Here is a 12,336-nt window from a genome sequence, read left to right on the forward strand (position 1 = left end):
GAAGTGGGTAAATAGTATGGCAAAGGTATTAAAGGCAGGTCCTGTTTTTAGTATGGCGCGGCCCCATTTGGCGGCAGTAAACAAAGCGGTTTTGGAAGAAAACTAGATATTCAGGCAATGGATATGTAGACAGAAACAAAAAAATGATTGGCTAGAGTACGCGAAGCAGATTTAAATTGGTACGGAGTATAATAATTCTATCCAAAAAAGGAACCAGTTCATATGAACGTGGTTCTTTTTTGGGGGATTGGGATGAAGGGAAAACCAAAGTATTAGGAAATTATTCTCCGCCAGTAACGCCGGGGGCTTCACCGGTATTGGCTGCTGCACCTTTTAATCCATAGGTGGTGTTACTTTAAGTAGAAAGAGGAACCGTCGATTAATTTTATATCCTTCCTCGCTTTGATATCCTCCATTAGTGTAAAAAGGGCTTCATCCTTTTTCTTCGCTTCAATCATACAGTCAATTTGCGGGACACTGCCGTTTATAACCTTTAAGAATTCAAAAAACATTTCACTGTTGACATAATCTGCATGATGGCGAAATTCCTTTTCACTCTTCGGACTTGATATATGCATTTTAATGGGGAGAGGAGAATGTCTCCAAGTTTGCACCACCCGCTCCCAGTCCGCTTCCCAATTTAGATCTTGATGATGAGCAAGATGGTGATGATAATCAAATACAAGGGGTATGTCTAGTTTTTCACATAAGTAAAGGGTGTCTTTTAATGTAAAAGAAGTATCATCATTTTCAAGCATAATCATTTTTTGAATAGCCCTTGGGGTCTCCATCCAATTATCAATAAAACGTTCCAGTGATTTTTCAGTTTCTTTGTAATTCCCGCCTACATGCATAACACAACGATGGACTGGGTTAATCCCCATCGCTTTTAATAGCAGGTAATGAAGTTTTAACGTTTTTATAGAATTTTTAAAAATGTGTTTTTGCATTGAATTTATAAGAACAAAGTGATCTGGATGAAAATCAACTCTTATGTTATGTTCTTTTGCAAAATCTCCAATTTCGCGAAGTAGGCCCCTTAATGGCTTTATATAATCCCAATCAAGCAGCTCTTCATGGTTAGCTAATGGAATAAGACGCGAGGTCAAGCGATAAAAATGGATGTCAGAAGCAGCATTATGTTTCAGCAGTCTTAATGTATTGTGTAAATTCGTTTGTGCAATCCGTTCCAATTTGCGAATGGCTGCCTCTCGGTCCTCAATTTTTTGAAATTGAGCAAATGTCATGGTTTTGGAGGGGGATGCGTTTTTTAGTTCCATACTCATTGCAACATAACCAAGACGGACAATTGTCATTTTTTTCACCCCTTATGACGTAAGGTATAAATTTGCGGTTCCCTTTTACCATTCCACTGATGAGCTCGTAATACGCTTTACTCCCCGAATTGATGCTACTTCTTCCACCAATCTTTGCATCGCCAAGTCCTTTTGTTTTGCTTCAATCATAATATCAAAGTCTTGATTCAGTTCCTTTGCCATTTTTAAGAAGGGGAGCACGAAGTCAATGGAAACAAAGCCGGCATGGGAACGAAAGGCTTGGTCTGACTTTGGTGAAGAGAGATGGACTTTTGGAATAAGATTACGTGTTTTCCACGTTTGGAATATTCTTTGCAAATATAGAGGGAGGTCAACCTCTCCAGGATTCGCCATATGGTGATGATAATCCAGAATCATAGGAACGTTTTCACGTTCACAAGTCATGAGTGTTTCTAGAACATCATAGGTTTTATCATCATTTTCAAGTGTCATAACCCTTTTAATTTCACTAGGTAATTGTTTTAGATTTTGATGGAATCTTTGCAAGGTACTGCTTTTATCCCCATAAGCCCCGCCAATATGGATATTAATAAGTCCCAATTCTAGAGCATCCATCGCTTTGAGCATTTGATAATGATATTCCATGTCCTTTACGGCATTCATTGTCACTTCTTCTTTCGGACTGGTAAAAAGAGTAAATTGGTTGGGGTGAAAGCTCGCCCGAATTCCGGCCTGTTGGATGATTTCCCCAAGTTCTTCCCATTCTTTTTTAAATGGAGTAATGAAATCCCATTTGGCTTCTGGATGGGTAGCTAAGGGGACAAGTGAACTTGAAAGGCGGTATAATTTAATCTCATGTGCGATGTTATAATATAAAATCCTCTTCGTATGCAGTAAATTCTCCGCAGTAATCGCCCTAAGCTTTTCCATCCGTTCATGTTTCGGAAGAGCAGAATAGCGGGTAAAAGTTACAGTTTTTGAGGGACTTGCATTCCATAATCCTAATGCATTTGCAACATAGCCAAACCGAATCTTCATTTTTTATTTCCTCGTATGTATCTAACGTAATTGTTTTTATAATATACGAAATTTCATTCTTTATACGTGAATAAAGGCTGAGGGAATGTTCATAAACTGCCTTGGAAGATGAATGAAAGTCCCCCATTTTTAGGGCTGAAAGGTTTAGAATCACTTTTATTAAAATAAGAGTCTGAAAAGTCTGTAACTAAAAGTAACTTTCGTAAAATAATATAAGTTAGAGATGGTTATTAAATATAAAAGATAAGCAGGAGCCAAAACACGAATATTGTATAAGATTTTATTTTTTTTATTCGTATTTTGTATTGCCAAAATGGATGGTGTTAATTATAATGAAATAGAACGAAATTTGGTGAATATAGTCGAATATTTGAAGGTTTTACTGTGTAAGAATGAAAAAACGGAAAGTGAGGACGGATATGACTCAACGAAGACTTCCATATATCATCCTGGCTCCGGGAATGATTCTATTGATTTTATTTTTGGTGCTGCCGCTAATTTCCATCATTTTTCCTACGTTTTTTGATGGCGGGTTCACCTTCGCGAATTATATCTCGTTTTTCAAGGATGAGTATAATTTGGGTATTTTTTGGCGGACGCTCCGTGTTTCCCTGATAGCGACTTTGGTGTGTGTATTATTAGGGGTGCCGACCGCTTATTATATTTCACAAAGTCCGAAGAAATGGCGCGGTTTGTTAATGTCCATTACCTTGTTTCCGTTGTTAACAAATTCAGTGGTGCGCAGTTTTGCGTGGATCACCATTTTAGGACAGGGCGGGATTATCAATACTGCTTTAATGAATTTTGGCATCATCTCAAAGCCGCTTACATTACTTTATACAGAGTTTTCTATCATCATTGGCTCTGTGTATTTGTTTTTACCATTAATGGTCATTACTTTAGTAGGGATTTTAGAAAACATTGATTCTGAAATGATGGAGGCAGCAGAAACATTAGGGGCCAACCGTTTTATTGCTTTTATGAAGGTAATATTGCCATTAAGTGTACCAGGGATTATTGTCGGCAGTATTTTAGTTTTCACGGGAAGCATGACGGCCTATACCACCCCGCAATTATTAGGAGGAAACCGAAACATCATGTTAGCTACCTTCCTGTATCAAAATGCTACAGCATTAGGGAACTGGAAAGGGGCAAGTGTGATTGCGCTGATTATGATCGCAGCAACGGTTATCGTTATGAAGCTATTTGACTGGGTCGCTAAGCGCATGGATAAGAGAGGTGAGGCAAGTGCGTAAAAATATCGGTTTGAAAAGTTTTGCTTGGTTAGTGTTTGCCTTTCTATTAATTCCATTGCTCATTATTGTCATAACTTCTTTTGGAACCAATTCAACGATTCAATTTCCAATTAAAGGGTTTACGTTTAACTGGTATGGCAAAGTATTTCAAAATGAATCGTTTATGGACAGTTTTGTTCTTAGTTTAGAAGTAGCCTTTATAGGGACACTCGCTGCATTGATTATAGGTGTGCCGGCCGCTTATTCTTTAGCCCGTCATAAGGTGTTCGGACGGAATTGGATCAAAAGCTTTTTCCTTTCACCGACTATCGTGCCGGGATTAGTAGTTGGTTATGCTGTATACCAATTTGTCGTGATCCAATTTCAATTTCCTATTCTGCAGGGGTTGATGCTTGGGCACTTTCTAATTTGTCTTCCTTACGTCATTCGGGTGGTTGGTTCGACAATAGAGCAGCTGGATTTTTCAATTGAAGAGGTTTCATGGACATTAGGCTGTACAAAATTACAGACGTTTTTCAAAATCGTTATTCCAAACATTACATCAGGAATTTTTGCTTCCTTTATGCTGGCGTTTATCAACTCTTTCAATAATATCCCAGTGTCACAGTTTTTATCAGGACCGGGTGTAACCATGCTTCCAACAAGCTTAATGAATTATATTGAGTACAATTATGATCCATCCGTTTCGGCGTTATCAGTTGTTTTGATGCTTGGCACGATTGTTCTGATGTTTATTATCGAAAAGACATTAGGGTTAGCAAGTATTTCATAGAAACCTTTAGACTACAACAGTAAGGAAGGATGAATAAACATCATGTCTTATGTGGAATTAAAAGATATTCGTGTGAGTTATGATAATAAGACTGATATATTAAAAGATTTGAATCTATCAATAGAAAAAGGTGAGCTGGTTTCTTTATTAGGTCCGTCCGGCTGTGGAAAAACAACCACCCTGCGTGTGATTGCAGGCTTAATTCAACCAAATGACGGCGAGTTCTTGGTTGATCGTCATAACTTAACAAAGGTGCCGGTTCATAAGCGTGAATTTGGGATGGTATTTCAAAGCTATGCATTGTTTCCCCATTTGACGATTAAGGAAAATGTGGCATTTGGTTTGAAATTACGCAAAGAAAAAAAGAGTGTCATCGATCAAAAGGTAAAAGATATTCTAGCGATTACAGGCTTAGAAGAACTAGGTGACCGTTATCCAAAGCAGCTTTCCGGCGGACAGCGGCAGCGCGTCGCTTTAGCACGGGCCTTAGTAATTGAACCTAAGTTATTATTGTTGGATGAGCCGCTGAGTAACTTGGATGCTAAATTGCGGATTGCGATGAGGATTGAGATTAAACGAATCCAAAGCCAATTAGGAATTACATCCGTATTCGTGACGCATGACCAGGAGGAATGTTTCTCTATTTCCGACAAAGTTGCTGTCATGAATAAAGGAGTGATTGAACAGTTTGACACACCTGAAGAGATTTACAAAAACCCAAAAACGGAATTCGTCGCCCGCTTTATCGGCTTTGAAAATTTCTTTGATCTAACATTAATAGAAAAAGGGAAATATAAAGCTGTTGATGGAACCATTTTTCTAAGTACCCGCCAATGGGAAGAAGAAAAAAAGACCGGAACGATCCGGCCGGACGATATTGAAATTGTGTCAGAAGCTGGTGACGCCAATACCGTATCTGGAACAATTAAAGTTCGTACGTTCCTAGGAAAGTCCTACCAATATGAAGTGGAAACGTCTATTGGAACCTTACTGGTTAATGAAGTGGATGATGTAATCTATCAAGTTGGGGATACCATCACCTTGTCGATTCCATCCCATAAGCTCATTATTGTGTAATGAAAATTAGAAAAGCGGAAGCGCCCTGGTCAGCGGCGTATGGCCTCCTCGAAAAAGCTATCGCATTTTCTTCGTGCGATGCTTATGCTGCCGGGCTTTCCTTGTGGAACGCTCCAGCTGAGATAAAGGAAACACGGGGAGCCGCAGGCGCATCCGTGCTTGACTTATCGCAGGGCGGAGAGCGAAGGATACCAGCCGCTAGGGCGCTTGCGCTAGACAATTTTCAAAGCAAATAAATTCTATATTATATGAAAAAAGGGAGAGGAAAAAATGAAGAAAAGAATAGGCTTAATAGGGGTAACACTTTTATCTGCCAGTGTGCTTGCTGCATGCGGCGGCGGTGACAGCGGCAATGGAAAGGGAGAACAGAAAAAATTAGTCATCTCCACTTTTGGTTTGGAACAAGACAAAATGGAGCAGGATGTTTTCAAACCGTTTGAGAAAAAATACAATGTAGATATTGTATTAGAATCTGGGACAAGCTCAGAGCGCTATACTAAGTTAAAAAGCAATCCGAATTCAACGGTTGATGTCATTGAATTATCTCAATCCAATGCAGCAGAAGGCGTAGGAGCAGGAGTGTTTGAAAAAATTGACAGTTCTAAAATCCCTAATATGGAAAAGTTAATTGACAGTGCGAAGGATTTAGCAGCGGATGGTTCAGGTCCTGCCTATACATTAAACAGTATCGGGATTATCTACAACAAAAAAGCAGTTGGCAAGGAAATTAAGGAATGGGATGATTTATGGGATCCTTCACTGAAAGGAAAAATCTCTATCCCTGATATTGCCTCTACATTTGGCCCGGCCATGCTTTATGTCGCAAGTAAGCATGAGAATGTTGATATTACAACAGATAATGGAAAAGCAGCTTTCAAAGGAATCACTGATTTAGCACCAAACGTTGTCAAAACATATAGCAAATCATCTGATTTAGCTAACATGTTCCAATCGGGAGAAATTGTCGCAGCGGTTGTAGGTGACTTTGCGATTCCGATTATTTCACAAGCCAATCCAGATGTAGCCTATGTTGTTCCGCAATCAGGAACATATGCAAACTTTAATACCATTAATATCAACAAAAACTCTAAAAATAAAGACTTGGCCTATAAATATATTAACTGGCGCTTAAGTAAAGAAATCCAAGAAAAGACAGCAGTTTCTCTCAACGAAGCTCCTACAAATAAAGAAGTAGTATTAGATGATAAAACAGCGCAGAATAAGACATATGGCGACGTTGCCAAACGCACAAACAAAGTCGATTCAGCATTTGTTAATAAAAACCTGGCATCATGGATTAATCAATGGAATCGGATCTTAAATAAATAAAAAATGTAAGGAGAAAGGCTGAGGGAAAATCTTGGCCTTTTTCTCTGCCATTACAGTCATAGAGATGGGGGGATTAAGGTAATGAAAGTTGATTTAGCCATTATCAATGGGCAAGTTTTCAACACTTTCACCAAAAAATTTGAAAAGAAAAATGTTTCTGTTGTGGACGGCAAATTTTATTATATTACGGCCGATGAATTTGAAAATTTAGAGGCTGATACAATTGTGGACGCATCCAATAAATTTTTGACTCCGGGTTTAATCGATATCCATATGCATATTGAGAGCTCCATGACCTCTCCGGCTATTTTTTCCGAAGCCGTGTTAACACATGGGGTGACTACAGTTGTGGCAGATGCCCATGAAATTGCCAATGTATTTGGCATGGAAGGGCTGGGGGCGTTTTTTTCACAGCCAAGTACGATGGATATTTACTTTGCCATTCCTTCCTCTGTTCCTTCTACAATACCGGAATTAGAAACGACGGGCGGTTTTATAGGTGTGGAGGAAGTAAAACAGCTTTTAAAGCATCCGAAAGTAATTGCTTTAGGAGAGGCAATGAATTTCAATGGCATTGTCAATGAACCGGATTCTTTAATTCGGCAAATTTTACGAACGGTTCAGACCGAAAGGCCATTTATGCCTTTAGAAGGCCATATACCAAGGGTTTCTGGGTTAGATTTAGCTAAATTTTTATATGCTGGCTTAACAGCTGATCATACACATCAGACACCAGAATCCATCTATGAGAAGGTCACAAGTGGAATGTTTTTAGAATTCCAAAAAAAATCGATCACGCCGGAAAATGTCCGAATGGTTGTGGAAAATAACTTCTATGAATATGTGGCTATTATTACGGATGATGTGATGGCAGATGACTTGTTAAATGGACATTTAAATGCAAATGTTCGTTTGGCGATATCAAACGGTATGCCGGCTGAACAAGCCATATACTGTACTACCTATACACCGGCGAGACGGATGGGATTTCAGGACCGCGGAGCAATTGCCTCCGGTTTTAAAGCAGACTTTCTTTTGCTGGATGACGTTGAAACCCTGGATATTGCTGCAGTGTATAAGGATGGGAAATTAGTGCATGAACGTGGAAGGGAAATCCAGTATCCTGCTGAAAAACCTCATTTTCCTGCGCATTTTTATCAATCTATCCAATGTCGACCCTTAACGCCGGAAGATTTACGTATCAAGGTAAAGCAATCAGAAAAGGCCATTGTTAATGTGATCAAAATTGCAGAAGTTGGTACGTTTACTGAGCATGTTCAGCGGAAGATGAGGGTGGTTGATGGATATCTAGATTGGGAGAATAGCGGGCTGTCCTTGATTGTGGTTATGGAGCGGTACGGAAAAACAGGTGATATTGCTTTCGGGTTCGTAGAAAATGCGTTAGAAGAAAAAGGGGCTGTCGCTGCTACTTGGGCACATGACCATCATAATCTAATGGTGATGGGAACCAGTGCAGCTGATATTTTAGCAGCACAAAAGCAGTTATTGGACATGCAGGGCGGCTATGTCGTGACACAGAATGAAAAGGTACAGGCCGTGTGTCCGCTGCCGGTCGGGGGCATTATCAGTGATGCGCCAATACAAGAATTGGGCACCCAATTAAAGGATGTCCGCCAAGCCATGATTGCTCTGGGGTACCGCAACACTAATGAGATTATGTCCTTTTCGACTCTGTCTTTACCGGTCTCACCAGTCATTAAAATTACCGACAAAGGAATGATGGATGTCCGTTCACAAATGATGATTCCATTGGTGGAGGGTGAGTAAAAATGAAGACATTGATTAAAAACGCCTGGGTTTTAACCATGAATGAACAAATGGAGCAGTTTCCAAATGGCTACTTAATGGTAGACGATGAAAAAATTTCAGAAGCAGGCACGATGGATTCCCTGCCAAAGGCTGTTTCATATGATCGGTGTATTGATGCCAAGGGAGCAATTTTGCTGCCAGGCATGGTTAATACGCACACACATATCGGCATGATTCCATTCCGATCATTAGGGGATGACTATCCGGACCGTCTCCGCCGATTCTTATTCCCGTTGGAAAATGAATGTATGAATGAACAGCTTGCCTATACAAGCGGAAAATATGCCATTGCGGAAATGCAGCTGGCAGGTGTGACAACGTTCTTTGATATGTATTATTTTGAACAGCAGCTGGCTGAAGCCGCAGATGAAATGCATAGCCGTGCCCTTTTGGCGGAATCAGTGATTGATACGGTAACGGTAGATGTGCCGGATCCAATGGGAGGTTTACAATACGCCGAAGAGTTCCTGCCAAAATGGCAGGGACATCATCGTATTCAAGCATCTATAGGCCCGCATGCGCCCTATTCGAATACCATTGAAGTACTGCAGAAGGCAGATGCTCTATCCAAAAAATACGATGTTCCGTGGATGATGCATGTCAGTGAAATGGATTTTGAACTAGAAAAGTATCGGAAGGAAAGAAACCAAACCCCTGTTGAATTTTTAGAAGAGATTGGGGTGTTGAGTTCAAGGCTGGTGGCGGCGCATTGTATACATTTGACAGACCATGATATTGAACTGTTGAAGAAATATGATGTGAAAGTGGCTCATTGCATTGGTGCGAATACGAAATCGGCAAAAGGTGTGGCCCGGGTCCGGGATTTAATTAATGCCGGTGTAATTGTTGGACTGGGCACAGACGGTCCAAGCAGCGGGAACACATTGGATCTATTCAGCCAAATGCGGATGTTTGCAAACTTCCATAAAACGTATTTACACGACCGCAGCGCCTTCCCTGCTGAACAGATTGTAAAGCTTGCGACCATTGGGGGAGCAAAAGCTTTAGGTTTGGAAGAACAAATCGGCACGATTGAAGCAGGGAAACAAGCTGATTTCATTCTGGTAGAAACCGATTCGGTTAACATGTTTCCGATTTATGATCCTTATTCTGCGTTGGTTTACTCCGCTAATGCCGGTAATGTTAGAGACGTATTTATCGATGGAAAACAGGTTGTGTCAGGGAAGAAATTAGCGGATGCTGATTTGGCACAGTTAAGAGCAGAGCTTTCAGAAGCAATGGAACAATGCGGGTTTAGGAGAAAGGCGTTACAAGCGTTGAATAAATAATATTGTCCATAAAGCGGACTGCCAAATGGGATGGCAGTCCGCTTTATTTTTCATATTCTTGTTCCTGGTATAGGTGAAAATCTATTTTCGAAAGGCTTGTCCAAATACCTATACCTTGTCCATCCTTTTTTCATACGTATATAGTAGTTTGAATGAAAGGGGGTGACTTTATGGCGGTATTAACTGACTGTGAAACGTGTACTCCTCCTGAAGGTTCAACACCGATTCTTACTGTTGACATTCCGGGTGGACTAGCTATTAACCTGCTGGGAATTCATGTTGAAGTTTGTCCAGTCTGTGTAAGTGTATTTACAGACGGTACCGGGGCGCTTAATACGCAGCAAACAACCATTATTAACAACCTTCTCCAATCTCTTCATGGTTTACTTCCGAACGTTCCAAGTGCTTAAGAAATAAGGAGCTTAAGAAGAGAAGAAAGAACCTTATAGGCAGGATATTTTGTCTTGTCCTATAGGGTTCTTTTGTTTGAGAAGAAATTCTTTTGGTACCATCTGTTTGTGTTCATCGTCTCCTCATAATTTTAAATCCATTATCTGCTTTTTCAAAACCGATTCGTGGATAGTATTCCATGGCAATAGGGGAAGAAAGAAGGAGTAATGTGACCTCATCCCCAATTTCCTCTCGTAGTAATGTTACTAATCTTTTTCCAATTCCGCATTTTTGATAGTCTTTGTCAACGGCTAAATCGGATAAATAGCAACAATAGCTAAAATCCGTTATCGCCCTCGCAATCCCCGCTAGTTTTTCGCCATCCCATGCGCTAAAGGTTAGATCTGCATTGGTAATCATTTTTTGCAGTCTTGGCAAATCATCTGCAGGTCTTTTAATACCTGAAGCTTTGAAAAGCTGTGAAAGTTCCTTCGCTGTAATCGATGTATTCAGTTTGTAATCAATCTTTGCATTCATCAAAACCCCTCCTTTTTACAAAAATTTACCTGTAAACTGGTATAATTAAAAGAATCAGATTTTACTATTTAGATGGTACCAGTATGATTGGAGGAACCCGGAATGATTGAAATGACCCCTTTTTTAGATAGAAATAGTGAAAAACCGTTGTATATGCAGTTATCAAATTATATAAAGCAAGAAATTTTATCCGGCAGAATCAAATCGAATGAAAAGCTGCCATCTAAGCGATCTTTAGCCCAATATCTTGGGATAAGTGTCAATACAGTGCTGGCTGCTTACGACCAATTGAGTGCAGAGGGATTTATAGTCAGCAAACCGCGGCAAGGATTATATGCAGCAGTGATAGAAGAAGAGCTGGAGTTTGACTATCCCTATTCACAGCCATTCCTAATTGAAGAGGAAAAGGAAACGAACCGTGTGTTGATTGATTTCAATTCCGGTAAAGTTGACCTGGTCCATTTTCCATATGCGATATGGCGGAAATTAACCATTCAATCATTATATGAGGATCAAGGCGAGTTATTTTACAATGGAAATCGTCAAGGGGAGAGGGTTTTAAGGGAGCAGATTGCAAAATACCTATTTGCTTCAAAAGGTGTGAGGTGTTCACCTGATCAAATTATCATTGGTGCAGGGACACAAATGCTGATTGGATTACTAGGTATGATAATTGGAAAAGAGCAAATTTATGCGTTGGAGGACCCCGGATTTCACCGAACAAGAATGGTGCTGCAAGACCTTGGGGTCCGTACCATTCCTATAGACCTTGATTCAGATGGAATAAACCTGAGTAAATTGAAACAAAGCAATGCAAGCGTTGTGTATGTGACACCATCCCATCAATTCCCTTATGGCATGATCATGCCTATCTCACGCCGGATGGAATTGTTAAAATGGGCGGAAGAAAACGATGGTTATATAATTGAGGACGATTATGACGGAGAATATCGATATAAAGGGAATCCGATACCTTCGCTGCAGGGGTTAGATGGAAAAGGAAAGGTTATTTATTTAGGGACGTTTTCCAAATCATTGATTCCATCTCTCCGCATCAGCTATATGGTTTTACCTCCGATTTTGCTGGAAAGATACAGGAAACACTTTACGATCTATAAGCAGACAGCCTCCCGCCTCCATCAGCAAACCCTTTATTATTTTATGAAGGATGGATACTGGCAGAGTCATTTGAATAAGATGAGAACTCTTTACCGGAAAAAGCATGCTTTATTGATGTCATCAGTTGAGAAGTATTTTGGAAAAAATGTAAACGTCATTGGTGCTGATTCAGGGCTTCATATTGTTTTAGAAATAAAGAAACAGATAGGAGAGGCACCATTAATTGAGTCAGCAATAGCCTCGGGCGTTAAAGTATATCCTTTGTCTACTTATTTTCACGATACCCAAGGCAGCCCGGATTCTAAAATCTTATTGGGTTTTGGAGGTTTAACAGAATTTGAGATTGATAGGGGAATTCAATTATTAAAAGCAGCCTGGGGATTTTGATTTCGTCATATAGTTTAAATATTTGCAGAAACAGG

The 12,336-nt window shown here is 40.0% G+C and carries 11 protein-coding genes; 8 read left to right on the forward strand and 3 right to left on the reverse strand.

Going from position 1 to position 12,336, the window contains the following annotated elements:
• Positions 1–350: 350 nt before the first annotated feature.
• Positions 351–1,316, reverse strand: coding sequence for a UV DNA damage repair endonuclease UvsE (gene uvsE, locus M3183_RS17775; RefSeq protein WP_251471828.1), 966 nt, complete (start codon positions 1,314–1,316; stop codon positions 351–353).
• A 45-nt stretch (positions 1,317–1,361) separates the two neighbouring features.
• A complete protein-coding gene (uvsE, locus tag M3183_RS17780; protein ID WP_251471829.1) occupies positions 1,362–2,315 on the reverse strand; it encodes a UV DNA damage repair endonuclease UvsE in 954 nt (317 codons plus the stop codon).
• 419 nt (positions 2,316–2,734) lie between these two features.
• Between uvsE (M3183_RS17780) and M3183_RS17785 the strand changes: the two genes are divergently transcribed.
• From M3183_RS17785 to M3183_RS17815, 7 genes are all read left to right on the forward strand, one after another.
• On the forward strand, positions 2,735–3,571 hold the full coding sequence (locus tag M3183_RS17785; RefSeq protein ID WP_251471830.1) for an ABC transporter permease: 837 nt from the start codon (positions 2,735–2,737) through the stop codon (positions 3,569–3,571).
• Positions 3,564–4,343, forward strand: coding sequence for an ABC transporter permease (locus tag M3183_RS17790; protein WP_251471831.1), 780 nt, complete (start codon positions 3,564–3,566; stop codon positions 4,341–4,343). Before M3183_RS17785 ends, M3183_RS17790 begins: the two co-directional genes overlap by 8 nt.
• Positions 4,344–4,385: 42 nt before the next feature.
• Positions 4,386–5,420, forward strand: coding sequence for an ABC transporter ATP-binding protein (locus tag M3183_RS17795; RefSeq protein ID WP_251471832.1), 1,035 nt, complete (start codon positions 4,386–4,388; stop codon positions 5,418–5,420).
• A gap of 270 nt (positions 5,421–5,690) precedes the next feature.
• On the forward strand, positions 5,691–6,749 hold the full coding sequence (locus M3183_RS17800; RefSeq protein ID WP_251471833.1) for an ABC transporter substrate-binding protein: 1,059 nt from the start codon (positions 5,691–5,693) through the stop codon (positions 6,747–6,749).
• An 81-nt stretch (positions 6,750–6,830) separates the two neighbouring features.
• Positions 6,831–8,537, forward strand: a complete 1,707-nt coding sequence (locus M3183_RS17805; protein WP_251471834.1) for an adenine deaminase C-terminal domain-containing protein — start codon at positions 6,831–6,833, stop codon at positions 8,535–8,537.
• Between the two features lie 2 nt (positions 8,538–8,539).
• Positions 8,540–9,868 (forward strand): amidohydrolase, encoded by a 1,329-nt coding sequence (locus M3183_RS17810; RefSeq protein WP_251471835.1) that lies wholly within the window; start codon positions 8,540–8,542, stop codon positions 9,866–9,868.
• A gap of 170 nt (positions 9,869–10,038) precedes the next feature.
• A complete protein-coding gene (locus M3183_RS17815; RefSeq protein ID WP_251471836.1) occupies positions 10,039–10,278 on the forward strand; it encodes a hypothetical protein in 240 nt (79 codons plus the stop codon).
• A 112-nt stretch (positions 10,279–10,390) separates the two neighbouring features.
• On the opposite strand, the gene M3183_RS17820 is transcribed toward M3183_RS17815, so the two are convergent.
• Positions 10,391–10,795, reverse strand: a complete 405-nt coding sequence (locus tag M3183_RS17820) for a GNAT family N-acetyltransferase (protein WP_251471837.1) — start codon at positions 10,793–10,795, stop codon at positions 10,391–10,393.
• A gap of 102 nt (positions 10,796–10,897) precedes the next feature.
• Here M3183_RS17820 and pdxR point away from each other — a divergent pair, with 102 nt between their 5' ends.
• Complete coding sequence (gene pdxR, locus M3183_RS17825) at positions 10,898–12,301, forward strand: MocR-like pyridoxine biosynthesis transcription factor PdxR (protein WP_251471838.1); 1,404 nt, start codon at positions 10,898–10,900, stop codon at positions 12,299–12,301.
• The last annotated feature ends 35 nt before the right edge of the window (positions 12,302–12,336 follow it).

The sequence above is a fragment of the Neobacillus mesonae genome, from assembly GCF_023715155.1.
GTDB lineage: Bacteria > Bacillota > Bacilli > Bacillales > Cytobacillaceae > Neobacillus > Neobacillus mesonae_A.